The organism is Devosia sp. (assembly GCF_014860165.1).
Taxonomy (GTDB): Bacteria; Pseudomonadota; Alphaproteobacteria; order Rhizobiales; family Devosiaceae; genus Devosia.
Genome location: NZ_JACZKG010000052.1, coordinates 17,473 through 41,913, shown reverse-complemented (window position 1 = coordinate 41,913; position 24,441 = coordinate 17,473). Strand labels below are relative to the sequence as shown.

The window sequence follows — 24,441 nt, the reverse complement described above, 5'->3', positions numbered from 1 at the left end:
CCTGGGAGACCACGTGCGTCCCCCCACACTCACGTCACCCTCGGGTTTGACCCGAGGGCACTGTACTTACAGGACGTTCAGCTAACTGAAGAGCCCTCGGGTCAAGCCCGAGGGTGACGCCCGGTGGGTGTAGGAGCGTGTGCGACTAGCCGCGATTCACGTGAAACTAATGCGCCGCCGAGATCACCCCGGCTTCCCAGCCCAGGATGGCGCGCTTGCGCGGCACGCCCCAGTGATAGCCGGTAAGCGCGCCTGACGTGCCCACCACCCGGTGGCAGGGGACGACGAAGGAAATCGGGTTCTTGCCCACGGCGGCGCCCACGGCGCGCGCCGCGGTGGGCCGGCCAATATGGTTGGCAACGCTCTGATAGGTCGTGGCCTTGCCGCAGGGAATCTTGAGCAGCGTCTCCCAGACCTTCACCTCGAAATCGGTACCGATCAGTACGACCCTCACCGGATGCTCGGGTGACCAGCGCGCCGGATCGAAGGCCTGGGCAATCAGCGGCGCGACGCGCGCGTCGTCCCTGACAAAGCGTGCATTGGGCCAGCGGTTGGCGAGATCCTGGAAGGCCTCGCTGATCGAGGTTTCGCCATCGGCAAAGCCGAGGCCCGACATGCCGTAATCGGTCGCCGTCGCCACGGCCATGCCGAAGGGCGATGGCGCCGCCCCCCACACCATGTCCATGCCGGCGCCGCCGGCCCGGAAAATGCCGGGCGGCATGGCCTCATAGGTGACGAACAGGTCATGCAGGCGCGAGGTGGAGCTGAGGCCGACCTCATAGGTGGTGTCGAGCACGCTTTCCTTTGATCGCAGCAGGCTCTTGGCATGGTCGAGCGCCACGGCTTGGGAGAAGCTCTTGGGCGTGAGGCCGCACCAGCGACGAAAGAGGTCCGTCAGCTGCCGTTCGGAAAGGCCGAGCGTGCGCGCGAAGCGGCTGAGGTCTGCCACGTCGGGGCCATTTTCGCTGAGGTAGCGGATGGCGGCACGGATCGTGTCATAGTCCGTCGCGGGGGTCATGTGCGTGATCTGGTTCATCGTGGCACCCATTGGTTGTTGGGTGTCTGTCTAGGAGGGTCGGGCGCGCGAAGCGACCCGCTTTTGACGGTTCAGGCCGCCTGCCGGGCGCGGCGCAGGGCGGTACCAAAGGCCTTCGCCAGGCTCGATCGGTCCTCGGGCTTGAGAAAGGCCCCGAGCTCGAATTCGTCCTTGCCCGAGCGCAGGCGCATGCGAACCGCCTTTTCGTTTTCGTCGCGATCAAGCACCAGCCGCACCGTCTTGGGATCGAACCGGCGCAGCAGGCGCGCGCCCTGGTGGTCGATGGTGGCGATCTCAAGTTGGTCGGCCCACAGCGTCACCTGCTGGGCGATACGGCGCCGCCGCGACTGGCGCACCGACAGGACCGCCAGCGCGATCCCGCCAATGCCGAAGGCAACTGTCGCCGGAAGCAGCACACCGGGAACCAGCACGGCCAGCGGCGTGGCCGCCATGCCGGCCACGGCAAACGCCAGCCAGCCGCCAATCAGGCGCGGCGAGCGATCCGGCTTCAGCGCGGCAGCAAAGAGCGGCGTGGTGGTTGTGGCTTGCATTGGCATGGCGAACTCTTGAACACTGACTATAGGCGCAGAATCAGGGGCGAGAGAATGGCCGTGCCAAAAAAAGTGAAGGCGCTGTCCAAGGCCGATGTCGAGGCGATCTTCGCGCGCTTTCATGACATCGAGCCCGAACCCAAGGGCGAACTCGACTATGTCAATGCCTTCACCCTGCTCGTCGCCGTGGTGCTGTCCGCCCAGGCCACCGATGCCGGGGTGAACAAGGCCACCAAACGCCTGTTCGAGCTGGCGCCTTCGCCACAGGCCATGGTGGCGCTGGGCGTCGAGCAGATCACCGAGCTGGTCAAGACCATCGGCCTTTATCGCGGCAAGGCCAAGAATGTCTTTGCCCTCAGCCAGCTGCTGATCGAGCGGCATGGCGGCGAGGTGCCTGACGACCGCGAGGCGCTGGAAGCCCTGCCCGGCGTCGGTCGCAAGACCGCCAATGTGGTGCTCAACATCTTCTTCAAGCAGCCCACCATTGCCGTCGACACCCACCTGTTCCGAGTCAGCAATCGCACCGGCCTGGCGCCGGCGGCTACGCCGCTGGCGGTGGAACAGCAGCTGCTCAAGGTGATACCGCCGCAATACCTGCTGCATGCCCATCACTGGCTGATCCTGCACGGCCGCTATGTCTGCAAGGCCAGAAAGCCCGAATGCTGGCGCTGCGCCATCCGCGAATGGTGCCGCTTCGAGCCCAAGACACCGGCGCCCAAGGGGAGCTAGGCGATACCATAGCCCCGCGCCATGGCGGCGGCGAAGATGGGGATCAGCACCAGCACGCCTGCCTGCAGGTGGATGTAGCGCCGGCTCGAGGCGATTTCGGCTTCCGGCACCCGATAGGCGACATCGCTTTGGCTCGCCCTCAGCCAGCGCCGGATGGCCAGGGTCGGCGGGATGGTGAGGAGGCCCATGACGAGGAACGCGGCCATCTTGGCCCAGAACACGTAGTTTGCCACGTAATATTCCCAGCCGCTGGCGCCGAAAATCACCCGGAAGACGCCCACCAGGATGACCAGCGCCGCCACGGCACCATAGGCGGCGTCGATGCGCGCCAGCTGCCCGATGCGCGAGCCCGAGAGCCCCGGACGCAGCACGGCGAATTCTGCGGCGAGAATCCCTACCAACAGGAATACCACCAGGTGATGGCCAATGGCCAGGAGCAGGTCGATATCCATTTGCAGGTCCTCTACGTCATATGTTATCGCTGCTTACATATATTCACGCAGAAGTAAGCAATGTCAACATCTGGTCAGAATGCGCCCTATCACCATGGCGATCTGCGCAACGCGCTGCTGGAGGCGGCGCTGGTGATCCTGGAGCGCGACGGCGAAGCCGGGCTCGGCCTGCGCGACCTCGCACGGGCCGTCGGGGTGTCCCCCGCCGCGCCCTACCGGCATTTCGACAGCCGGGCGGCACTGCTCGAAGCCCTGGCCGTGACCGGTTTCCAGCGCTTCACGCGGGCCATGGACGAGGTTGCTGCCGCCAATCCCCCCGATCTGCTGTCGGCCATGGGCAAGACCTATGTGCTCTTCGCGCTCCACAATGCGGCGCTGTTTCGCCTGATGTTCTCGCCGCAGCTGCGCCGCGACAATCGCCCCGGCCTGCGCATGGCCGCCGACGCGGCCTTTGCCACCCTCCGCCGGGTCAGCGGCGGCGATACCAGGGCCGGCCGCGTGGCGGCGCTGGCTGCCTGGGCGCGGGTACATGGCCTGGCCGTGCTGCTGCTCGATGGCCAGATCGCCATCGAGGCCGGCGAGGACATCGAGGCGCTGATCACCCAGATCATCGACAGGCACTAGGCGTTGGACAGGGGTGCAACGCGCGCTTGAGGTTGCCGAGCTTTCTTTCATCCTCTAAACCGGCTGACGGCTTTTCCCTGTGCCGGACCTCCTCATGACCCAGACCCGCTTCGACGTTCTCACCATTGGCAATGCGATCGTCGACATCATCGCGCCGGTCGAGGCCGGGTTCATCGAGCGGGAGGGGATGCAGGAAGGCATCATGCACCTGATCGACACCGATCGGGCCGAAGACCTCTATGGCAAGATGCCGCTGGGCCGGCAGCAGATATCGGGCGGCAGCGCCGCCAATACGGCGGCCGGTGTGGCCTCGCTGGGCGGCCGCGCTGCCTTTGTCGGCAAGGTGGCCGATGACCTGCTGGGCGATGTATTCGAGGCCGATCTCGACGCCATCGGCGTGCACTACAATACCAGCCGCCTCAAGAACGGCGCCCTCACCGCCCGCTCGATGATCTTTTTGAGCGAAGATGGCGAGCGCACGATGAACACCTATCTGGGCGCCTGCCATGAACTGACCGAGCGCGATATCAGCCCCGACGAGATCGGCTCGGCGGCCATCACCTATATGGAAGGCTTCCTCTGGGACCCGGTCGAAGCCAAGAAGGCCTTCGTGCTGGCCGCCCATTACGCGCACAAGAACGAGCGCGCCGCGGCTTTTACGCTGTCAGACCCGTTCTGCGTCGATCGCTACCGCGCCGAATTCCTCGATCTGATTCGCTCCCAGACCGTCGACTATGTCTTTGCCAATGTGCATGAGCTGAAATCGCTCTATCAGACCGACGACCTGGGCGAGGCAGTGCGCCAGATCGCCAAGGATGCCGAACTGGCCGCCATCACCATGGGCGCCGATGGCGCCATGGCGGTCTATAATGGCGAAGTGACCTCGGTGCCGGCCTTCAATGTCGACAAGGTGGTCGACGCTACCGGCGCCGGCGACCTCTTCGCCTCGGGCTTCCTGCTCGGCATGGCCCGCGGCCAGACGCTGGAATCGGCGCTCAAGACCGGGTGCCTGGCGGCCTCCGAGGTGATCAGCCATATCGGCGCAAGGCCGCAGCTCGACCTCGAGGACCTGACCCGTGTGCATGGGCTGGCGGGCTGACCGCTAGGCCAGGCTCGCCCAGGTCTGCGCCAGCGCATCGGCCGTGCTGCCGGTCGGCCGATATTCGAGGCCAACAAAGCCATCATAGCCAAGGCCATCCAGCCAGCGCAGTTGGGACGCCAGGTCGAGCGCGCCGCTGCCCGGCTGGTTGCGACCGGGATGGTCGGCCAGGTGCACATGGAAGATGCGCTCAAGATGGCCGCCGGCCACGGTCTGGGGGTCTTCGCCCATCACCATGGAATGGTAGAGGTCATAGGTCAGTCCGATCTCGGGCCGGTTGACCGCATCGACGATGGCGAAGGCTTCTGCCGAGCTCGTGAGATAATAGCCCGGGTGATCCACCCGGTCGTTGAGCGGCTCGAGCCCCAGCCGCACACCGGAACCAGCAAGGATATCGGCCGAGCGCGCCATGGCCAGGGTCAACCCGTCATGCTGGCGGGCCCGCTCGATACCCGCAAGCAGCGGGCCGGACTGGCAGATCAGCACCGGGGCGCCCAGGCGCCGGGCCACGTCGCGGCTCTGTTCGAGGCCGCGCAGGAAGCGCTCGTGGTCGGTCTCGCGCGTCAGCTCGGCAAAGGGTTCGGCCACGATGCCGGCCAGGGTGACGCCGGTCTCGTCCAGCGCCCGCTCGATGGCGTCGAGATCCTTGTTGGACCATAGCCAGAATTCCACCGCGTCGAGGCCTGCACGCGCGGCGAGCCGGATCCGCTCGGCCGGATCGGCACTTTCAGGCACGAACAGCATTTCGATGCAGGCGGAAAAGCGGGTCATGCGAGCCGCGTACCCGTGTTCATGTCGGCGAGGATGGCGCGCGCCGCGGCGGCGGGGTCGGCAGCCTCGATGATCGGACGGGCCACCACCAGATGCGTTGCGCCCTCGGCCAGCGCTTCGCCCGGCCCCATGACGCGCTTCTGGTCGCCCACCGAGGCGCCCGGCAGGCGGATGCCCGGTGTGACGATGGCCATGCGCGGTCCGATAATGGTGCGCACCATTTCCGCCTCATGCGGCGACGCGACCACGCCACCAATGCCGGCGTCCCGGGCCTGTTGCGCGCGCAGGGCGACGAGGCCCGCTGTATCGCGGGCAAAGCCGGCCTCGGCCACGTCGGCATCATCCATCGAGGTCAGCACCGAAACACCCAGCACGCAGAGCTCGGAACCCGCCGCGCCGCGGACCGCGGCGCGCATGCATTGCGGATAGGCATGCACGGTCAGCATGGTGGCCCCGGTTTCGGCGATGGCGGCAACGCCCTTTTCGACCGTATTGTCGATATCGAGCAGCTTGAGGTCGAAGAACACCTTCTTGCCCGCCTTGAGCAGTTCCTTGCCCAGGGCGAAGCCATCGGCGCCATAGAAGCACTGGTAGCCGATCTTGAAGAAATCCACCTGCCCGTCGAGTAGCGCCACGATCTCCTCGGCGCGCGCGCGTGACGAAACGTCGAGGCCCACGATCAACTGGCCAGCCATGGGTCTTCCTCCGATGTCGATGATGCCTCGGGACTAGACCATATCGCCTGCATTCGCAACCGGTGCCGCGAACCAGCCCGGCGCGAAATTCTCCATCGCGGTCCACTCGCAACCCAGTTGCATGGCCGCAAGATCGAAGCTGAAGCAATTGCCGCCACCCCGGTCGGCATGGCGGCTCTGGTCCTCACTGCGGGCGATCGGACGCCGGCCGACATGGCATTTGAGCAGCGTGCCCACCGCGCCATGGCCGCAAAAGACGGCCGGCACACCTTCGGGCACGCTGGCCAGGGCCGTGGCCACCGTATCGACAATTCGCTGCTGCGCGTCGATGGCGCGTTCCCAGCCCTCGACGCTGGTCTGCGGTTCGGCAAAGAAACGGTCGGCCGTCGCTTCGAACAAGGCAGGCGGCAGGAAGCCGGTGGCGCTGCGGTCATTCTCGCCCATCAAATGGTCGCTGAGTACCAGCGCCTCCACCGGCGCGGCAAGGATGTCGGCCAGCTCCATGGCCTTGGTTTCCCGGCTCGAAAAGATCATGGCGCCCGGGGGAACCACGCCGCGCGCTGCAAAGGCCAGCGCCCGCTCCCGCCCCAGCGGCGACAGGCCCCAGAGCGGCACAGGAACATTGGCGTCCATGCTCACCTGTGGATGGGTCACGTATAGCGCGCGCATCGGCAGTTCACCCGCGGCGGATCGTGGTCAGGTCGTGCACCAGCTGGTCGACCTTGCGGATAATGGCCGGTTCGACAAAGTCGCCATTGGCGTCAAAGGCGGTTTCGTCCGGGCCGATGCCGAGCAGGCCTGGCGCCACCAGCCCGCCCACCTTGCTCAGCGAATCGCGCAGGTGGCTCAGCGCCCAGATGGTGCCGTACTTGCCCGAGCTGACGCCACCAATGCCGAAGACCGGGTGGCGGAACGGGCTCGGCTTCTGCCGGCTGAGCCAGGCCAGCGTGTTGACCAGCAGCGGCGGCAGGCCGCCATTATATTCGGGCGTGGCAATGAAGACGGCGTCGTGGCTCCGCCAGAGTTCCGCCAGCCTTCCTGCCGCCTCGGGCACGTGGTCCGGTTCGAGGTCTTCATTGAAGATGGGCATGTCGAAGTCACCCAGCTCGATGGCGGTGACGGCGACCCCTGCTGCTTCCAGCTTGCGACCGACATGCTGCTGCAGCATCCGGTTGCGAGAGCCCTTGCGGATGGAGCCGGACAGCGTAAGCGCGGTGGTCATGGGTGAGGGTCCTGAATTTGCTGCGCAATTCTGCGCTGGCTCCCGGCCGCGCGCAAGCCTCGGCGCGACTGCTCTTGACTCGCCTCGTCATGGATCATATTGTTAAGTCATAACTTAAGTAATGGAGAGCCCGATGCCCACATCCATCTTCGTCAACCTCCCCGTTGGGGACCTCGACGCCGCCAAGTCCTTCTTCGGCAAGCTCGGCTTCGGCTTCAATGCGCAGTTTACCGACGACACCGCGGCCTGCATGGTGATCGACGACACCATCTATTTCATGCTGCTGACCAAGCCGAAATTCGCCGAATTCACCACCCTGCCCATCGCCGATGCCAGGACAGGCACCCAGGCGCTCTATGGACTTTCACGCGACAGCCGTGCCGCGGTGGACCAGATCGCCGAGGCCGCTCTGGCGGCCGGCGGCACTGAGCCCCGGCCCTTCCAGGATCACGGCTTCATGTATTCCCGCGCCATAACCGATCTCGATGGCCACATCTGGGAGTTCATCTGGATGGACCCGGGATTCGTGCAGGGGTGAACCGCCCGGGTTGCGGTGGTGGGCCGCTGCATTCAGGCGAGGCGCAGCCCGCGCCTGATCAGGCGGACCACCCGTTCCCGCCGATACTGGTAGAAGTAGGCATTGGTCATCAGGTGCCGATAGGTTCGCTTGAAGGCCACGCGAGACCAGATGAACCACGGCTTGGGATTGGCCGAATAGTGCACGATGGCGGGGTTGAAGGCCTCATGGGCCGGCACGGCATTCTGCAGGTTCCAGCGCGCATCCAGTTCGAGAATCCGGCCCTTGAAGCAGAAATTGATCATGTCCTGGTCGTAGTAGAACATGGCCAGCTCGGCCGCGTTCAGGCCACGCTCCAGCGTGGCGACGAAATCGACCTGCCGGTATTGGGTCATGTCGATGAGCATGACGCCCGAGTTGAAATAGGGATCGGCCATCGAGAAGGCGTTGCGGCCCTTGAGGTCGGTTCCGGCGATGCAGTGCATCCGGTCGGGCTGCAGCACCGCCGCGATGGCGTGGCCCTGCATGTCCATGAAGAACAGCGGATCGAGCGCCGTTCGCACGAACACGTCGCAATCAAGGTAGAGGATGCGCTCGATCGAGGGATCGATCAGGTCGGCCAGAAACAGCCGGGCATAGATGACCTTGCTGAATCGCCGCAGGCGAAGGCGCGGAAAGCCGGCGATGCGCTCGCCCAGCACATTGCCCGCGTCCAGATCGATGAAATTGAGGCGCGCGCCATAGCCGTGCTCGATGCTTTCCAGGGCGGCGCGATGCGCTGGCGTCAGCTGCTGGTGCAGCAGGTGGAAGCGCAGCCGTTCGGGATGATGCGTCGTCAGGCAGATCGAGCGCATCGTGGCGTAGCACGGCGCCCAGAACCCGTCATCGAAGGTCAGTGCGATCTCGACCGTGCCCGCCTCGTCGCGCACTAGGCCTCGAACATCTTCTTGAGCTTGGTGAAGAAGCCGCCCGAGGTCGGGCTGGTCTCTTCCGTCTCGAGCCGGGCAAATTCCTCCAGCAGCTCGCGCTGCCGGCGGCTCAGCGCCTGCGGCGTTTCGATATCGAGCTGCACATAGAGGTCGCCGACATCCTTGCTGCGCAGCACCGGCATGCCCTTGCCCTTGAGCCGCACCCGCTGGCCCGGCTGGGTGCCGGCCGCGACCTTGACCTTGGCCCGCGCATTGTCGAGCGTCGGCACTTCGAACTCGCCGCCCAGGGCAGCCGTCGTCATGGCGATCGGCACGCGCGCATAAAGGTCGGCGCCATCGCGCTGGAACAGGTCATGCGGGCGGATGGAGATGAAAATATAGAGATCGCCCGGCGGGCCACCGCGCAGGCCGGCCTCGCCCTCATTGGCGAGCCGGATACGGGTGCCGTCTTCGATACCCCTGGGAATATCGACCGAAAGCTTGCGGTTTTCCTGCCGCCGGCCCTGGCCACCGCAATCGGTGCAGGGCTGGTCCATCATCTGGCCGCGGCCCTGGCAGACCGGGCAGGTGCGCTCGATGGTGAAGAAGCCCTGCGCCGCGCGCACCTTGCCATGGCCATTGCACTGCCGGCAGGTATGGGTGCCGGTGCCCGGCTTGGCGCCCGAGCCATCGCAGGTGGTGCAGCCCACCAGGGTCGGCACGTCGATCTCGACCGTGCGGCCCTCAAAGCTCTCTTCGAGGCTGATTTCGAGATTATAGCGCAGGTCGCTGCCGCGCAGCTTGGCGGCCCCGCCGCCACCGCCGCGCCGGCCGCCCATGAAGTCGCCGAATATGTCGTCGAAGATATCGGACATCGAGGACGTGAATTCGGGGCCGAAGCCGTTGGCGCCGCCGCGCCCGCCGCCATTCTCGAAGGCGGCATGGCCGAACCGGTCATAGGCGGCGCGCTTCTGGCCGTCCTTCAGGGTGTCATAGGCCTCGTTGATTTCCTTGAACTTGCCCTCGGCCTCGCTGCTGCCCGGATTGCGGTCGGGGTGGAACTGCATGGCAAGCTTGCGATAGGCACTCTTGAGCGCCGCGTCATCGGCGCCCTTTTGTACGCCGAGTACCTCGTAGAAATCCCGTTTGGCCAAAAACCCATTCTCCATGCGGCCGGTCGCGTCGCGCGCGCCCCACCAGAAACCTAGCCCCTAGATGGCAATCGACCCCACGCCCCGCAAGGGGGTCTGGGGCCGTGATGGCGCATCAAGGGCAAAACCACCGGCCGCTCATGTAGCAAGAGCGGGCACGGGCTTCAATGATGGTGATTCGAGGCGGCTAGCTGCGGCGGCCGGGCGCGAAGGCCTTGCTCAGCGCATCGGCCGTGTCGGACTGGGCGAACACCGCCTTGGTGACCACGAGACCCAGGCCGAAAAAGCCCTGCGTCACGCCCTCATAGGTCCAGCAATTCACCGTGACCCCCGCTTGCTCGAGCGCTTCGGCCAGCGCCTCGCCCTCCGAGCGCAGCGGATCGATCCCTGCCAGCACGATCGTCGCCGGCGCCACGCCGGCCAGATCCTCGCGCGCCACCAGGTTGATGCGGTCATCGGCGGACTCGGCCTCGTCGGCAAAGGTCTGCCGGAACCGCCAACGCATCGCCGGCAGTCCGATCGGCTGCGCCCGCAGCGTTTCGCCATAGGAGGCGGTGGCGAGATCGTTGCCGGCAATGGGGTGGATCAGCACCTGATGCACGGGCCGGGTCGCGCCGTCGTCGCGGGCCCGCAGGGCGATATAGGCGGCCAGGTTAGCGCCGGCATCTTCACCGGCCACCGCCAGCCGCCTGACATCGCCGGCCAGGTCGCGCACCTGCTCGGTCAGCCAGCGCCAGGCAGCCCAGGCGTCGTCATGTGCGGCGGGGAATTTGTGCTCGGGCGCCAGCCGATAGGCGACGGAGACCACGATCGCACCGGTACGCCGCGCCAGGGCGCGGGCCGAGGCATCGTGGCTGTCGAGATCGCCGGTGACAAAGCCACCGCCATGGAAATACAGCACCACCGGGTTGAGCCGGCTGAGGAGCCCAATCGGCCGATAGATGCGCCCGGGCAATTCGCCCTCGGCGCCGGAGATGGCAAGGTCTTCGACCTCCACGCCATCTTCGGGCCGCTCGCGGCCCTGCTGGCCGAGCACGGCGCTGATGGCTTCCGCCGGGCGGGGCTGGCGCCTTGCCATGTCGGGTGTCAGCAGTTCGAGCGGTCGCGCCCCCAGATCCGCCAGCCGGTCGAGCACATGCTTCATGTCGGCATCGAGCCGCGTCATCGGATCGCCGGAAATCAGCTCGGCCAGCCGGCCGATGGAATCACCGGACTGACCCTCGGTGGGATTTGTGCTGGAATCGGTCATGGTGGCCTCGCGGATTCGTGAGCCTCACTTGGACCGCGAAAACCGGGAGGGAGTTGGGCGCCATTGCGCCCATTTTGCGGCACCTGTCACGGTGCCGGGGATGGATTCACGTGAAACGCATCGCCATCGCTCACCCCCGGGTCTCGCCCGAGGGTCTCGGCGGAGTAAGACAGCTACGCCGGCTCGCCCAGGCTCACGCCATGGCCGATCAGCTTCTTGCGCGCGGCATTGACCACATCGACGCTGAACTGGTCCTCATGGCTGAGCACGATGGCCTCGCCGGTCAGGTCGCTGCGCTCATGCTCCACCAGCTTGGCAAAGCCGTCGCTGACTTCGGGGGCCATCATCATGTCGGAGAGGACGCGCACGGCGCCAAACTTCTTGTGGCGCGCCCGGACATTGATGAGCTTGGTGGCGCGGCCATTGTCGGCGGTGCGGAATTCTTCCGCCGCGACCAGGTTGGTGAAGAAAGCGCGGTCGATAGCGTCGCTATGGGCGGCGCCGGCCAGCTCGGCGATGCGCAGCTGGCAGCCAAAAGCGAGGTCCACATAGCCGAGGCGAACGGCATTGGCCATCAGCTTGCGCAGCTTGTCGGGGTCGGTGAATGTCTTGGGGTCTGGAATGTTCATTCCTGACCCTACGGCATCGGGCGGCAAATAGCCAATGATAACGGAATTCGCGATTGGCAGTGAAGTCAAGCCGATGACGCGCCCGTGGCATATTGGGCTCCGATCGCCTTCCTTGCTCCGGCAGAGAAACATCGAGGCAACAAAAAGGGCCCGGCTTGCGCCGGACCCCTTCAATGCATCGCCCAGGATTTAGGCCGACTTCTTGTCGTCGTCGTCCTTGACCTCTTCGAAGTCGGCATCGACCACGTCGTCGTCCTCATCGGCCGTACCGCTGGCCTTGGCTTCGGCTTCCGCCTGGCTGGCCTTGTACATGGCCTCGCCCAGCTTCATCGAGGCCTGGGCCAGTGCGTCGGTCTTTTCCTTGATCACTTCGCCATCCTCGCCCTCGATCACGCCCTTGAGGTCGGTGATCGCGGCTTCGATGGCGGCCTTGTCCTCGGCCGAAACCTTGTCGCCATATTCCTTGAGCGACTTCTCGGTCGAGTGGATCAGGCTCTCGCCCTGGTTCTTGGCTTCGACCGCTTCGCGCTTCTTCTTGTCGGCCTCGGCATTCTGCTCGGCTTCCTTGACCATCTTTTCGATGTCGGCGTCCGAAAGACCACCCGAGGCCTGGATGCGGATCTGCTGCTCCTTGCCGGTGCCCTTGTCCTTGGCCGAAACCTGCACGATGCCGTTGGCGTCGATGTCGAAGGTCACTTCGATCTGCGGCACGCCGCGCGGTGCGGGCGGAATGCCGGCCAGGTCGAAATTGCCCAGCAGCTTGTTATTGGCGGCCATTTCGCGCTCGCCCTGGAACACGCGGATGGTCACCGCGCTCTGGTTGTCCTCGGCGGTCGAGAAGGTCTGGCTCTTCTTGGTCGGGATGGTCGTATTGCGATCGATCAGCCGGGTGAAGACGCCACCCAGGGTCTCGATGCCCAGGCTAAGCGGGGTCACGTCGAGCAGCAGCACGTCCTTGACGTCGCCCTGCAGCACGCCGGCCTGGATGGCAGCGCCCAGCGCCACCACTTCGTCCGGGTTGACGCCCTTGTGCGGCTCCTTGCCGAACAGTTGCTTGACCACTTCCTGCACCTTGGGCATGCGGCTCATGCCGCCCACCAGCACGACTTCGTCGATCTGCGCGGCGGTGAGGCCGGCATCCTTGAGGGCCTGCTTGCAGGGATCGACCGTCTTCTGGATCAGGTCATCGACCAGCGTTTCGAACTTGGAGCGGCTGAGCTTGAGCGTCAGGTGCTTGGGGCCCGAAGCGTCGGCGGTGATGAAGGGCAGGTTGATTTCGGTCTGCGTCGAAGCCGACAGCTCGATCTTGGCCTTTTCGGCAGCCTCCTTGAGGCGCTGCAGGGCCAGCTTGTCGTTGCGCAGGTCGATGCCCTGCTCCTTCTTGAACTCGTCGGCAAAGTAATCGACGAGGCGCATGTCGAAGTCTTCGCCACCCAGGAACGTGTCGCCATTGGTCGACTTCACCTCGAAGACGCCGTCGCCGATTTCGAGGACGGACACGTCGAAGGTGCCGCCACCCAGGTCATAGACCGCGATCGTGCCGGCGGCCTTCTTGTCGAGGCCATAGGCGAGCGCTGCCGCAGTCGGCTCGTTGATGATGCGCAGCACTTCGAGGCCGGCAATCTTGCCCGCGTCCTTGGTGGCCTGGCGCTGGCTGTCGTTGAAATAGGCGGGGACCGTGATGACGGCCTGCGTGACGGTCTCGCCGAGATAGGATTCGGCGGTTTCCTTCATCTTCTGCAGGACCATGGCCGAGATCTGGCTGGGCGAATACTTGTCGCCCGAGGCTTCGACCCAGGCATCGCCATTGTCGGCCTTGACGATCTTGAAGGGCACAAGGTTCTTGTCCTTGGCCACGACGGCGTCATCGAACCGGCGCCCGATCAGGCGCTTGACGGCAAACAGGGTATTTTCGGGGTTGGTGACCGCCTGGCGCTTGGCCGGCTGGCCGATCAGACGTTCGCCATCCTTGGAAAAGGCGACCATCGAGGGGGTGGTGCGCGCCCCTTCCGCGTTTTCGATGACCTTGGGATTGGCGCCGTCCATAACCGCGACGCAGCTATTGGTGGTGCCCAGGTCGATACCGATGACTTTTGCCATTTACTCTAGCCTCTCTTTCAGCAAACCCATTGTGTGGCCCCTCTCGCGAAGCAGCCCCTTGGCCTCACGCGAAGGCCGGGTTCCTACACTGGAATGCGCCCGCATCCGGGCTTGAGGGCTATATAGGGGGGTGCGCCGGACGCTTCAAGCGCGTCCGGCATAGATTTGCGCCGTCAGTGTCCGATGGCGATGCCGCCTTTTTCGCAGGCATCATAGCTGTCGAACACGACCGAATCGGAATCGTTGAAGATAACGTTGAGGCGCGTCTTGCAGACTCCTGCTGGCAGCGACAGCGTGAACTGGCGCTCGCCATTGGAGCGGACGGTCATGAAGTCGTTGACCTTCCCTCCCTGCACGTGGATCGCGACCAGGTCGAACTGGGTGCTGTTGGTGACTTCAAACGCATAGTCGGCCGCGACGGCCGGCGTGGCGAGGCCTGCCAGCACCGCTGCGCTGATCAAGGTGAGACGCATGTCAGATGCTCCAATCAGTCGGTCAGCGTATAGCTGTTCAGTTCGCAGATATTGACCTCGGCTACTTCGAGAAGGGCGCCTTCGCCGGTTTCGAAGCGGAAGTCATAAAGGCACTGGTCCGAGCCGTCGCCGATGGTCACCGTGCCCTCATAGCCCGCTTCCAGCGTGCCATCCGGGCCCAGCAGATCCTCGCCCCAGCTGTCTTCATTGCTGGGGGTGGTGTAGAAATAATGCAGCGACTGCGAGCTGTTGTTGATCAGCGTGAATTCGACGGTCTGCGCGGCAGCCGGCAGGGCGCCGGCGAACAGCGCCAGGGCGACAACGGCGCCCTTGAGCTTGAAGGTCATGAAAAATCTCCCAAACCGGCGGCACCTGCCGCCAGCCGGGCGATTGCTTAACACACCGGCCTTAAACAGCCATGACTATGTTGCGCTCTCAGTCGTAGATCGTATAGCTGCCCAGCTCGCAGATATTGACCTCACCGACCTCGGTCTGGCTGCCGTCGGCCATGATGAACTTGAAGTCGTAATAGCACTCGGTCGAGCCATCGGCGATGGTCACGGTGCCATTGTAGCCGGCGCGCAGCGTATGGCCGCCAGCCAGGAGGTCGCCGCCCCAGCTGCTCGAGGCGCTCGGGCTGGCATAGAAATAATGCAGCGAGCGGCTGCTCTCGTTGTAGAGCGTGAAATAGATGTCTTCGGCGATCGCCGGCAAGGCGCTGCCCAGCAGCACCAGGGCAGCGGCGGCGCCCTTGATGATCGTATTCATGATGTGTCCCCAGATGATCGGCCTGCGTCCTGCGGTCGAGGCGCGAAATCTGACTCCGGCGATGCCGCCCTCCAACCCCTGTTCACGGGGGCGGAGCCCCGGTGACGGCGCTGGCGAAACGCTCTAGAAACGCGCCATGTTTGCTCCCGGCACAGTGCTGCTCCACGATACGCTCGACCCCGCGGGCGAGAATCTGCTGTTTTCGGCGCCGCGCGAGGTGCTGGTTGCCCATGACGCCGCCAGTGTGCAGGCGGCCCTGGCGCAGCTTGAAGCTGCCGGGAAAAGTGGCCTGCATGCCGCAGGCTTTCTGGCTTACGAGCTGGGTTTTGTCTTCGAGGAACGCCTGCTCGACCGCCTGCCGCCACCCGGAACGACGCCCCTGCTCTGGCTGGGCCTCTATGACGCACCCGAACGGCTGACTGCGGCCGAGGTCGACCGCCGGCTTGCCGCCATGGCCGGGACCCATGCCGGCAGCGCCATCGATATCGCGCCCCGCCTTGATGAGGCCGCCTACGCGCTCGCCTTCGAGCAGGTCAAGGCGCTGATCGCGGCTGGCGATACCTACCAGGTCAACCTCACCTTCAAGGCCGGCTTCCGGCTCGAGGGCGATCCGGTGGCGCTTTATCGCGAGCTGGTGCGCAAGCAACCCGTCGCCTATGGCGCGCTGATCAATACCGGCACGCAGTGGATCCTGTCGCGCTCGCCCGAACTGTTCGTTTCAAGCCGGGACGGCAAGCTCACGGCAAGGCCGATGAAGGGCACCCTCAAGCGTGGCCGTACTTTGGCCGAAGATGCGGCCGGCCGCGCCGCCCTCTTCGCCGACGAGAAGAACCGCGCCGAAAACCTGATGATCGTCGACCTGCTGCGCAATGACCTCGGCCGCATCGCCGAGATCGGCTCGGTCAAGGTCACCGACCTCTTCACGGTGGAAACCTATTCGACGCTGCACACGATGACCTCGGGCATCGAGGCTCGGCGTCGCGCCGATGTGAGCACGACCGAGCTGCTCGCCAACCTCTTCCCCTGCGGCTCCATTACCGGCGCCCCCAAGCTGCGCGCCATGGAAATCATCCACGCGGTCGAGGCCGGCCCGCGCGGCGTCTATACCGGCTCGATCGGCCACTTCGCCCCCAATGGCGACCTCACCCTCAACGTCGCCATCCGCACCGCCGTGATCGATGCCGATGGCCGTGGCGAGATCGGCATTGGCGGCGGCATCGTCGCCGACAGCGTCGCCGGGGATGAATATCGCGAGGCCCTGCTCAAGATGGCATTCTTCACCGATCCGGCCCGGCCGGTCACCCTGATCGAAACCCTGCTGTGGGAGAGAGGCCCCGGCTACGCCCTGCTCGGGCGGCATCTCGACCGCATGGCGGATTCGGCCGCCTATTTCACCCTGCCCTTCGACCGGGAGGCGGTGCTGACCCTGCTCGAAGGCCAGTCCTTCCCGGCCGACCGGATGCGCGTCCGCTTGACGCTGGATGCATCCGGACCTGATCTCACCGCGGTCCAACTGCCGCCCAATCCACCCGTCTTCCGCTTCGCCATCGCGCCGGAAAAACTCGATTCGCAAAGCCTGTGGCTGGCGCACAAGACGACCCACCGCGCCTTCTATGACGAGCCGCGCGTGTCCGCCCATGCCGAGCACGGCGTCGACGAGGTGGTGTTCCGCAACGAGCGCGGCGAGCTCACCGAAGGCTCGATCACCAATCTCTTCGTCGAGCGCGGTGGTATGCTGCTTACCCCGCCCCTCGCCTCCGGCCTGCTGCCGGGCACCTTGCGCGCGGAGCTGCTCGCTTCGGGCAGGGCCATCGAGCAGGTGCTCACCCTTGCCGACCTGGAGGCCGCCGAGGCAATCTGGCTCGGCAATTCGGTGCGCGGGCTGCTGCGGGCCGAATGGGTCAAATATCAAGGAGACGGCCGATGACGATCGAGATCACCCCGGAAGACGTGCTGGTCGTCGTCGACGTGCAATATGATTTTCTGCCGGGCGGAAGCCTGGCCGTATCCGGTGGCGACGAGATCGTGCCGCTGATCAACACGCTGGCCAGAAAATTCACCAATGTGGTCTTCACCCAGGACTGGCACCCGGCCGATCACATTTCCTTCGCCAGCCAGCACTATGGCAAGGCCCCGTTCGAGACCGTGGACCTGCCCTATGGCAGCCAGGTCCTGTGGCCCGACCATTGCGTCTGGAACACGCATGGCGCTGCGCTGTCAGCCGACCTCGACGTGCCCCATGGCCAGCTCATCATCCGCAAGGGCTATAACCGGCTGATCGACTCCTATTCAGGCTTCCAGGAAGCCGATCGCGAAACGCTGACGGGCCTTGCCGGCTATCTCAACGAGCGCGATGTCGGCCGGCTCTACCTTGTCGGCCTCGCCACCGACTATTGCGTCGGCTGGACCGCCGTCGACGGCGCCGCCGCGGGCTTCGACGTCACCGTGATCGAGGACGCGACACGCGCCATCGACAATGGGGGGAGCCTCGCCAAGGCCTGGGTGGATATGGCCGAGGCCGGCGTGGAGCGGGTGATGAGCAAGGATATTCTGGGATGAGCCTGGCAGACACTATCGTGTCAACTGCCGATTTCTCCCTGCGCACGGAAAGTAATGGACCGTTGGCGGTCCGACCGAGAACCTCCTTTACCCTGACACCTGGCGAGTTGAGCTGGCAGATTGGCGACGGGACACGGGAACTACGCAGGCTTGACGAAATACGATCGCTGACGCTGGGCCAATTCGGTCTTCCGCGAGGTGGTACCGCTTGGCGGTGTCGGATCGAGTTCGACTCCGGAGCCCCGTTGTCGGTGATTTGCCTTTCGGGGGACATCGGGACCGAGGAGACCTATCAGCAGTTCGTGCGACTGGTGCACGCACACCTCCTTGCCATCCCCAGATCAGCGGAGATCGTCTTCACCGCTGCTCGTGCGAGGAAGTCCACCAAATTTTTCACCTTCGGCATCCTGCCTCTCGTCGGTCTCGGTTGCCTCGCATCGGCCTTCCTTAGCGGCCAGTTTGTGCTCTTTTTGCTAGCGCCTGCGATATGGGTTGTAGCCTTGGTTCAAGCAAATGAGTTGCGCGTGAATGACGGGCAACGTTACGACCCGACAGAACTTCCACAAGTGCTGCTGCCATAGCGGCGGACACCATGTGCTCAAAACAAAAATCCCCGCTTGCGCGGGGATTCACGTGAAACGCTCCTGATGAGATCAGGCGCTCTTGTCGATGGCCTCGTCGGCCGGAGCATGGCTGGGGCCACCCTTCGCGACGCCGACCATGGCGGGGCGCAAAACCCGGTCGCCGATGGCAAAGCCCGCCTGCACCACCTGAACGACGGTACCTTCAGGGCGGCTGGGGTCCGGCACTTCGAACATGGCCTGGTGGCGATGCGGATCGAATTTCTGGCCCTCGGCCTCGATCGGCTTGACGCCATGCTTGGCCAAAAGCCGCTGCATTTCGCGCTCGGTCATCTCGATGCCTTCGATCAGGCTCTTGGTGGTGGCGTCGCCGTTCTCGCGCGCCTCCGCCGGCAGCACCATCAGGGCGCGGCTCAGCGCATCGGTGGCCGAGAGCATGTCGCGGGCAAAGCCGGCAATGGCATAGCTGCGCGTGTCATTGACGTCGCGCTCGGTGCGCTTGCGCAGGTTTTCCATCTCCGCAATGGTCCGCAGCAGGCGGTCCTTGAGCTCGGCATTCTCGACGCGCAAAGCTTCCACCGGATCGACTTCCGGCTGCGCCGGGACTTCGACTTCAGGCATCTCGCCCGAGGCGGCGTTTTCGTCGCTCATCATTGTTCTGTTCCGCAAAGAGTGTGAGGATTTGCCCCGCATATCGGCCAATGCGGCCGCATTTTCAAGCCCGACGCTACATAGGCATATGCCGTGCTACATGTCACATTGCGGTAAGACGGATACTTCGGCGGCGCAAACCAGCGTCTCAGCGTCAATATTGATCTCTATGTACCGGTTCGAACGCGTGCGACAGATATCAACCAACCCAGCGTCCTGCACCATGCGCCAACGGTAGGTTGGGCGAGCCGGCTCCCCATCGAAGGGCATCGGCCAGATCGGCTTGTCGTTCATGCCCAACCCTTTCAGGACCGCAACATTGACCCGGGGACAAACTTCCTCCGTCACATCCTCCCGGTCCCAACCCGGGTTTCCGTAGTAGTCCGATACCGCCGCGTCGCGAATGACTTGTTGGAAATCTGCCTCAAGGCCAAACCGCGGACGCCAGCCAATGAAGGCGGGGCCGAGGAGTAGTCCAATGCCCACGATCACGGCGCCTGTAACAGCCAGCGCAACTTTACCGAAGCTCATCGCTGCCGCGCCATCATCGCGCTGATCACGTTAGCCGTATAATCCACCACAGGCACGATGCGGGCATAGTTGAGCCGGGTCGGCCCGATCACGCCCAGCACGCCCACCACCTTGTCATTGGCATCCTTGTAGGGCGAGAGGATGACCGACGAGCCACTGAGCGAAAACAGCTTGTTCTCCGAGCCGATGAAGATGCGTACGCCCTGCGCCTTCTCGGCGTCGCCCAGCAGCTCCAGCAGCCCGTCCTTGCTTTCGAGCTCGTCGAACAATTGCCGCATGCGCAGCAATTCGTCCGAGGCCATGGCGTCGTTGATCAGGTTGGCGCGACCCCGCACGATCACCGTGGGCTGGCTGGATGGCGAGGCCTGGGCCAGCGTGGCGATGCCGGCATCGACCAGCTTCTGCGTCAGCTCGTCGAGCTCCTGGCGCTGTTCGGCCCGCAGTTCCGACAGCGCCTTGCGCGCCTCGGCAATGGTGCGGCCGACCACGTGATGGGCAAGGTAATTGCCCGCCTGGGTCAGGGCACTCGCGGTGAGGCCCGGGGGCACGTCCATGATGCGGTTTTCGACCTGCCCGTCCTGGCCCACCAGGATCGCCATGGCCCTCGCCGCATCGAGCCGCACGAATTCGATATGGCGCAGCACGATATCGGCCTTGGTGGCGATGACGACGCCGGCCCCCTGGCTGAGGCCGCTCAACAGTTGGCTGGCCTCGGTCAGCACATCCTCGACCTGGCCGCGATGCTGGCCCTCGATCGACTTGGCGATCTGGCTGCGCTCAGCCTCGTTGACGGCGCCGACTTCGAGCATGGCATCGACGAAAAAGCGCAGTCCCTCCTGCGTCGGCGCTCTTCCGGCGGAAGTATGCGGCGCCGCGATCAGCCCGAGATCTTCAAGATCGGCCATCACATTGCGCACCGAGGCCGGTGACAGCCCCGATTGCAGCATGCGGGATAGGTCGCGCGATCCGACGGGCGAACCCGTATCCAGGTAGCGCTCGACGATCTTCTTAAAAATGTCCTGGCTGCGGGCGTTGAGCACGCTGAGGAAGTCTTCGGGCGGTCTGATCATGGTGTTCGATAAAATCGTCCGCTTTAACCCTGCCCCCTCATTTAAGCGCATTGCAGGCTCCCGCCAAGCGCCCGCGGCTTGTGAGCGGGCCCGGCTAGGGTTAAGAGGCGGTTAACAGTAATTTCTGACGGATTCCCGATGCGACCTTCCGGACGTGAGCCCAACCAGATGCGCGCCGTGACGATCGAGCGCAATGTCGCCCAGAAGGCGGAGGGCTCCTGCCTCGTCTCATTCGGCAATACCAAGGTGCTCGTCACCGCCTCGGTCGAAACCAGCCTTCCCGGCTGGCTGCGCGGCAAGGGCCAGGGCTGGGTCACCGCCGAATATGGCATGCTGCCCCGGGCCACCGGCTCGCGCACCCGCCGCGAGGCGACAGCCGGCAAGCAATCGGGCCGCACCCAGGAAATCCAGCGCCTGATCGGCCGTTCGCTCCGCGCGGTGGTCGATATGCAGTTGCTGGGTGAAAACCAGGTCACCATCGACTGCGACGTGCTCGAGGCCGATGGCGGAACCCGCACGGCGTCTATAACAGGCGCCTATATCGCCCTGGCCGATGCCATTGCCTGGATGGATGAGCGCAAGCTGACCAAGGGCAAGGCCCTGCGCGAATCGGTCGCCGCGGTGTCCTGCGGCGTCTATCGCGGCGTCCCGGTGCTCGATCTCGATTATCTCGAGGATGTCGAGGCCCATACCGACGCCAATTTCGTCATGACCGGCTCGGGCAAATTCGTCGAAATCCAGGGCACGGCCGAACAGGTGCCTTTCAGCCGCGATGAACTCAATGCGCTGATGGGATTGGCCGAGCAGGGTATTGGCGAGCTGACCCTGCTGCAGCAAGCGGCGCTTTCAGCATGATCGGCTGGCTCCTCAAGAAAGTCGCGGCAAGGCCGGCCCCCAAGCCGGTCGAAACGCCGCGCCAGACCTCGCCCGAAAACTGCGCCCTGTGGCGCGATGTGGCGCGGGCGCTCGACGCCAAGCCCAAGGGCGTCACCAAATGACCACCATTCCCCGCCTCCGCGAAGGTGACCGCCTGGTGCTGGCCACGCATAATGCGGGCAAGCTCAGGGAATTCCAGGAGTTGTTCGAGCCCTATGGTCTCGAACTGGTTTCGGCGGGCGAGCTGGATCTGCCCGAGCCCGAGGAAACTGGCACCACCTTTGCCGAGAATGCCCGCCTCAAGGCCCATGCCGCTGCGCAGGCCTCGGGCATGCTGGCGCTGTCAGATGATTCGGGGCTGTGCGTGGACGCGCTCAACGGCGATCCGGGCGTCTATACCGCCGACTGGGCGGGCGTGCCGCGCGATTTCGGGCATGCCATGAAGCGGGTGGAAGACGCGCTGCAGGCGGCCAATGCGACTTCGCCCGGCCAGCGCAAGGCCTCGTTCAACGCCACGCTCTGCCTTGCCCACCCTGATGGTCGCGATGTCATCTATCACGGCCAGTGCTTTGGCACCCTGGTCTGGCCGCCGCGCGGCGACCAGGGCCATGGCTATGATCCGGTCTTCATGCCCGATGGCTATGACATCACCTTCGGCCAGATGTCGCCGCAGATGAAGCACTCCTGGTCCCCCGGCCAGCAGGGCCTGAGCCACCGCGCCCGCTCCTTCGCCAAGTTCGTGGAGAACCAGATTGAGCGGTAAGCCGAACGACATGTTTGGCGTTTACGTGCATTGGCCGTTCTGCGCGTCCAAGTGCCCCTATTGCGATTTCAATTCCCACGTCCATCGCGGGCCCTTCGACGAGATCGACTATGTCGCCGCCTATGAGCGCGAGATTGCCCATGCGGCCGAACTGGCGCCGGGCCGGGTCGTGCAGTCGGTCTTTTTCGGCGGCGGCACGCCCTCGCTGATGAACCCACAATCGACCGGCCGGATTCTCGATGCCATCGCCAAACACTGGACGATGGATGCCAATGCCGAGATCACGCTCGAGGCCAATCCGACCAGCGTCGAGGTCGACCGCTTCAAGGGTTATCGCGCCGCCGGCGTCAATCGCGTTTCTCTCGGCGTGCAGTCGCTGCGCGAAGGCCCGCTGGCCGAGCTGGGTCGCCGCCATACGGTGGACGAGGCCATTGCTGCGGTGCGTATCGCCCAGTCGGTGTTCGAGCGAAGCAGCTTCGACCTGATCTATGGCCGCCCCAAACAGACCCTCGAAGACTGGGAAGACGAGCTCAAGGAAGGTCTCTGGCTCGCCCGCGGCCATATCAGCCTCTACATGCTCACCATCGAGCAGGGCACGCGCTATTTCGACCTGCACAAGGCCGGCAAGCTGCAGATGCCGGGCGAAGACCTCGCGGCCGATTTCTATGAGCTGACCCAGGAGCTGACGGCTGCCGCCGGCCTGCCGGCCTACGAGATTTCCAATCATGCGCGTCCCGGCCAGGAAAGCCGCCACAACATGCTCTATTGGCGCTATGGCGAATATGCCGGCATCGGTCCGGGCGCCCATGGCCGGTTGATGATCAACAACCAGCGCCACGCCACCGCCGCCGAGAAAATGCCCTTCGACTGGCAGAAGCTCGTCAAGACCAAGGGCCACGGCATGGTGGTGGATGATGTCCTCACCTGGGAAGAGCAGGGCGACGAGTTCCTCGTCATGGGCCTGCGCCTCAAGGAGGGCATTTCGCCGGCCCGCTTCACCGCCATTTCCGGCCGCCAGATTTCGCGCAGCCAGATCGACGCGCTCAAGGGCTACGGCTTCCTCGAAACCCTGCCCAACGGCAACCTGCGCGTGACGGACAAGGGCTTTCCGGTACTGGATGCCGTTGTGGCAGACCTGGCGGCTTAGTATCCTAGAGCCCTGCCGGCTCCACCACCTGCGTTCCGCCTGGCGCCACCTTCTTGAGCACCAGCGCATATTCCGCCTTGCCGTTCCCCAAAAACCGGAACACGCCATCCCGTCCGTTGAAGCCCTGGGCTGATGTCATCAGCACGGGATTGTAGGGCGGATTGGCCATCGACAGCGTGTTGACGTTGGCCAGGATCGTTGCCGTATAGGCGATAGTCGCGAGCGCATGCGGCGGGCCGCCGAACTGGCGTTGATAGTCCGCCGATATCGCCGCCACGCCCGCCGGATCGACCGCCGGATAGATGGCGCCGCTGAGCTGGGGCGCGCCAGCAATGGCCGGGTCGCCCTCCCAGTCGGCCGAGCCGACGATCTGCAACATGTCGGGTGTTACGCCCGCCTGTGCCAGCGAGGCGCCAAAGCTGGGCGCCGTGGCGCGGTCGGGCAGGTAGAGCGTGTCGATCATGCCCCTTTTGATCGGGTCCATCGCCTGGTTGACGATCTGCTGGGCCTCCCCGGCCGAGGAGAAGGTATAGACCGCCGTTGGTGCGAAGCCGGCAATGACCGCCTGCTGGCGGAACGCGGTTTCCTGCGCCTGGCCATAGGGCGTGGCGGGAAAGGCGCCGGCAATGCCGCGCCGCCCCTGCGCCTTGATCCAGTTGAGCGAGCGCTTCATTTCCATGTCGGGCAGCACGCTCAGCAGGTAAACGCCCGGGCTGGCAGCGGCAGGATTGTTGGAAAAGCCGATGACGGGCACGCCGCTCGAGCGACCGACGGCGCCCACTGCAGTCACCTCTTCGGTCTTGAGCGGGCCGAGGATCAGCTTGGCGCCTGCCGTCACCGCCGCGCTGGCGGCGGCGGTGGCGCCACCCACCGTGCCGCCGGTATCGCGCAGGCTGATGGTGATGTTCTCGGCAATATTGGGATTGGCCTCGATGAAGGCGATGGCGAGCCGGCTGGCATTGGCGAGCGACTGGCCGACGCCGGAGACAGCCGGATCGCCCGTCAGTGGCAGCAGCAGCGCCACCTGCACCGGGCCGCGCCCGAAGCTCTGGACCGGGCCGCTGGGCATCATTGGCGCCGGCTGGCTGGGAATGGATTGGGCCGACGGACCGCCGCCGCCGAAATCGAGGGTGCGCGAGCCGATCTGGATGGGCGAGCAGGCGCTGAGGGCAAGCACCGCCATGGCCATGAGGGCCCCGGCTATGCCATGACATGTCAGTCGATGCGTGGTCACGCCCGGCCCCGAAATGCTAGCAGACTGTTAACATTTAGAACCGCATTTCTTAACC

General features: G+C 64.8%; 30 protein-coding genes. 11 read left to right on the top strand and 19 right to left on the bottom strand.

Annotation, left to right across the window (positions count from 1 at the left end):
• Window positions 1-166: 166 nt before the first annotated feature.
• The gene (locus IH615_RS12945) at window positions 167-1,036 is read right to left on the bottom strand and encodes a bifunctional helix-turn-helix domain-containing protein/methylated-DNA--[protein]-cysteine S-methyltransferase (protein ID WP_291362287.1); all 870 of its coding nucleotides are present in this window, start codon (window positions 1,034-1,036) and stop codon (window positions 167-169) included.
• Window positions 1,037-1,107: 71 nt separating this feature from the next.
• Window positions 1,108-1,593 (bottom strand): DUF2244 domain-containing protein, encoded by a 486-nt coding sequence (locus IH615_RS12940; RefSeq protein WP_291362286.1) that lies wholly within the window; start codon window positions 1,591-1,593, stop codon window positions 1,108-1,110.
• Window positions 1,594-1,641: 48 nt separating this feature from the next.
• Here IH615_RS12940 and nth point away from each other — a divergent pair, with 48 nt between their 5' ends.
• Window positions 1,642-2,316, top strand: coding sequence for an endonuclease III (gene nth / locus IH615_RS12935; protein ID WP_291362285.1), 675 nt, complete (start codon window positions 1,642-1,644; stop codon window positions 2,314-2,316).
• On the opposite strand, the gene IH615_RS12930 is transcribed toward nth, so the two are convergent.
• Window positions 2,313-2,768 carry a DUF2214 family protein gene (locus IH615_RS12930; RefSeq protein WP_291362284.1) on the bottom strand — a complete coding sequence of 152 codons (456 nt, stop codon included), beginning with the start codon at window positions 2,766-2,768 and terminating at the stop codon, window positions 2,313-2,315. The genes nth and IH615_RS12930 overlap by 4 nt on opposite strands.
• Before the next feature lie 60 nt (window positions 2,769-2,828).
• Between IH615_RS12930 and IH615_RS12925 the strand changes: the two genes are divergently transcribed.
• Complete coding sequence (locus IH615_RS12925) at window positions 2,829-3,392, top strand: TetR/AcrR family transcriptional regulator (protein ID WP_291362283.1); 564 nt, start codon at window positions 2,829-2,831, stop codon at window positions 3,390-3,392.
• A 94-nt stretch (window positions 3,393-3,486) separates the two neighbouring features.
• Window positions 3,487-4,491, top strand: coding sequence for an adenosine kinase (locus IH615_RS12920; protein WP_291362282.1), 1,005 nt, complete (start codon window positions 3,487-3,489; stop codon window positions 4,489-4,491).
• Window positions 4,492-4,494: 3 nt separating this feature from the next.
• On the opposite strand, the gene IH615_RS12915 is transcribed toward IH615_RS12920, so the two are convergent.
• The 4 genes from IH615_RS12915 to IH615_RS12900 are packed head-to-tail and all read right to left on the bottom strand — an operon-like array spanning window position 4,495 to window position 7,179.
• Window positions 4,495-5,262, bottom strand: a complete 768-nt coding sequence (locus tag IH615_RS12915) for a TIM barrel protein (protein ID WP_291362281.1) — start codon at window positions 5,260-5,262, stop codon at window positions 4,495-4,497.
• Window positions 5,259-5,957, bottom strand: a complete 699-nt coding sequence (gene pyrF, locus IH615_RS12910) for an orotidine-5'-phosphate decarboxylase (RefSeq protein ID WP_291362280.1) — start codon at window positions 5,955-5,957, stop codon at window positions 5,259-5,261. The genes IH615_RS12915 and pyrF overlap by 4 nt, the downstream gene beginning before the upstream one ends.
• Before the next feature lie 33 nt (window positions 5,958-5,990).
• Entirely contained in the window at window positions 5,991-6,626 is a 636-nt protein-coding gene (locus IH615_RS12905) for a histidine phosphatase family protein (protein ID WP_291362279.1), read from the bottom strand.
• 7 nt (window positions 6,627-6,633) lie between these two features.
• Window positions 6,634-7,179 carry an NADPH-dependent FMN reductase gene (locus IH615_RS12900; protein WP_291362278.1) on the bottom strand — a complete coding sequence of 182 codons (546 nt, stop codon included), beginning with the start codon at window positions 7,177-7,179 and terminating at the stop codon, window positions 6,634-6,636.
• Window positions 7,180-7,312: 133 nt separating this feature from the next.
• On the opposite strand from IH615_RS12900, the gene IH615_RS12895 reads away from it, so the two are divergent.
• Window positions 7,313-7,717: a VOC family protein gene (locus tag IH615_RS12895; protein WP_291362277.1), complete on the top strand. Its 405-nt coding sequence runs from the start codon at window positions 7,313-7,315 to the stop codon at window positions 7,715-7,717.
• Window positions 7,718-7,749: 32 nt separating this feature from the next.
• Here IH615_RS12895 and IH615_RS12890 read toward each other — a convergent pair whose 3' ends face one another.
• From IH615_RS12890 to IH615_RS12855, 8 genes are all read right to left on the bottom strand, one after another.
• Complete coding sequence (locus tag IH615_RS12890; protein ID WP_291362276.1) at window positions 7,750-8,625, bottom strand: glycosyltransferase family 8 protein; 876 nt, start codon at window positions 8,623-8,625, stop codon at window positions 7,750-7,752.
• Entirely contained in the window at window positions 8,625-9,758 is a 1,134-nt protein-coding gene (gene dnaJ, locus IH615_RS12885) for a molecular chaperone DnaJ (protein WP_291362275.1), read from the bottom strand. The genes IH615_RS12890 and dnaJ overlap by 1 nt, the downstream gene beginning before the upstream one ends.
• Window positions 9,759-9,942: 184 nt before the next feature.
• On the bottom strand, window positions 9,943-11,004 hold the full coding sequence (locus tag IH615_RS12880) for an alpha/beta hydrolase (RefSeq protein ID WP_291362274.1): 1,062 nt from the start codon (window positions 11,002-11,004) through the stop codon (window positions 9,943-9,945).
• A 173-nt stretch (window positions 11,005-11,177) separates the two neighbouring features.
• Window positions 11,178-11,633, bottom strand: coding sequence for a hypothetical protein (locus IH615_RS12875; protein ID WP_291362273.1), 456 nt, complete (start codon window positions 11,631-11,633; stop codon window positions 11,178-11,180).
• 189 nt (window positions 11,634-11,822) lie between these two features.
• Entirely contained in the window at window positions 11,823-13,733 is a 1,911-nt protein-coding gene (gene dnaK, locus IH615_RS12870; protein WP_291362272.1) for a molecular chaperone DnaK, read from the bottom strand.
• 173 nt (window positions 13,734-13,906) lie between these two features.
• Window positions 13,907-14,206, bottom strand: coding sequence for a hypothetical protein (locus IH615_RS12865; RefSeq protein WP_291362271.1), 300 nt, complete (start codon window positions 14,204-14,206; stop codon window positions 13,907-13,909).
• Between the two features lie 14 nt (window positions 14,207-14,220).
• Window positions 14,221-14,553, bottom strand: a complete 333-nt coding sequence (locus IH615_RS12860; protein WP_291362270.1) for a hypothetical protein — start codon at window positions 14,551-14,553, stop codon at window positions 14,221-14,223.
• A gap of 88 nt (window positions 14,554-14,641) precedes the next feature.
• On the bottom strand, window positions 14,642-14,974 hold the full coding sequence (locus IH615_RS12855; protein ID WP_291362269.1) for a hypothetical protein: 333 nt from the start codon (window positions 14,972-14,974) through the stop codon (window positions 14,642-14,644).
• A gap of 136 nt (window positions 14,975-15,110) precedes the next feature.
• On the opposite strand from IH615_RS12855, the gene pabB reads away from it, so the two are divergent.
• From pabB to IH615_RS12840, 3 genes are read left to right on the top strand one after another with little or no spacing between them, the layout of a single operon-like run.
• A complete protein-coding gene (pabB, locus tag IH615_RS12850; protein ID WP_291362268.1) occupies window positions 15,111-16,901 on the top strand; it encodes an aminodeoxychorismate synthase component I in 1,791 nt (596 codons plus the stop codon).
• Entirely contained in the window at window positions 16,898-17,533 is a 636-nt protein-coding gene (gene pncA, locus IH615_RS12845; protein WP_291362267.1) for a bifunctional nicotinamidase/pyrazinamidase, read from the top strand. Before pabB ends, pncA begins: the two co-directional genes overlap by 4 nt.
• Complete coding sequence (locus IH615_RS12840; RefSeq protein WP_291362266.1) at window positions 17,530-18,114, top strand: hypothetical protein; 585 nt, start codon at window positions 17,530-17,532, stop codon at window positions 18,112-18,114. Before pncA ends, IH615_RS12840 begins: the two co-directional genes overlap by 4 nt.
• A 72-nt stretch (window positions 18,115-18,186) precedes the next feature.
• On the opposite strand, the gene grpE is transcribed toward IH615_RS12840, so the two are convergent.
• The 3 genes from grpE to hrcA form a co-directional block, all read right to left on the bottom strand.
• The gene (gene grpE / locus IH615_RS12835) at window positions 18,187-18,768 is read right to left on the bottom strand and encodes a nucleotide exchange factor GrpE (protein WP_291362265.1); all 582 of its coding nucleotides are present in this window, start codon (window positions 18,766-18,768) and stop codon (window positions 18,187-18,189) included.
• 93 nt (window positions 18,769-18,861) lie between these two features.
• Window positions 18,862-19,296, bottom strand: a complete 435-nt coding sequence (locus IH615_RS12830; protein WP_291362264.1) for a hypothetical protein — start codon at window positions 19,294-19,296, stop codon at window positions 18,862-18,864.
• Window positions 19,293-20,366 (bottom strand): heat-inducible transcriptional repressor HrcA, encoded by a 1,074-nt coding sequence (gene hrcA / locus IH615_RS12825; RefSeq protein ID WP_291362263.1) that lies wholly within the window; start codon window positions 20,364-20,366, stop codon window positions 19,293-19,295. The genes IH615_RS12830 and hrcA overlap by 4 nt, the downstream gene beginning before the upstream one ends.
• A 138-nt stretch (window positions 20,367-20,504) precedes the next feature.
• Between hrcA and rph the strand changes: the two genes are divergently transcribed.
• Genes rph through hemW form a run of 4 tightly spaced genes read left to right on the top strand, consistent with a single transcriptional unit; the run spans window position 20,505 to window position 23,152 of the window.
• Window positions 20,505-21,221 (top strand): ribonuclease PH, encoded by a 717-nt coding sequence (gene rph, locus IH615_RS12820; RefSeq protein ID WP_291362262.1) that lies wholly within the window; start codon window positions 20,505-20,507, stop codon window positions 21,219-21,221.
• Complete coding sequence (locus IH615_RS12815) at window positions 21,218-21,364, top strand: hypothetical protein (protein WP_291362261.1); 147 nt, start codon at window positions 21,218-21,220, stop codon at window positions 21,362-21,364. Before rph ends, IH615_RS12815 begins: the two co-directional genes overlap by 4 nt.
• Complete coding sequence (locus IH615_RS12810) at window positions 21,361-22,005, top strand: non-canonical purine NTP pyrophosphatase (RefSeq protein ID WP_291362260.1); 645 nt, start codon at window positions 21,361-21,363, stop codon at window positions 22,003-22,005. The genes IH615_RS12815 and IH615_RS12810 overlap by 4 nt, the downstream gene beginning before the upstream one ends.
• Window positions 22,006-22,015: 10 nt before the next feature.
• Window positions 22,016-23,152, top strand: coding sequence for a radical SAM family heme chaperone HemW (gene hemW, locus IH615_RS12805; RefSeq protein WP_291362336.1), 1,137 nt, complete (start codon window positions 22,016-22,018; stop codon window positions 23,150-23,152).
• A gap of 4 nt (window positions 23,153-23,156) precedes the next feature.
• On the opposite strand, the gene IH615_RS12800 is transcribed toward hemW, so the two are convergent.
• On the bottom strand, window positions 23,157-24,386 hold the full coding sequence (locus IH615_RS12800) for a penicillin-binding protein activator (protein WP_291362259.1): 1,230 nt from the start codon (window positions 24,384-24,386) through the stop codon (window positions 23,157-23,159).
• Between the last annotated feature and the right edge of the window lie 55 nt (window positions 24,387-24,441).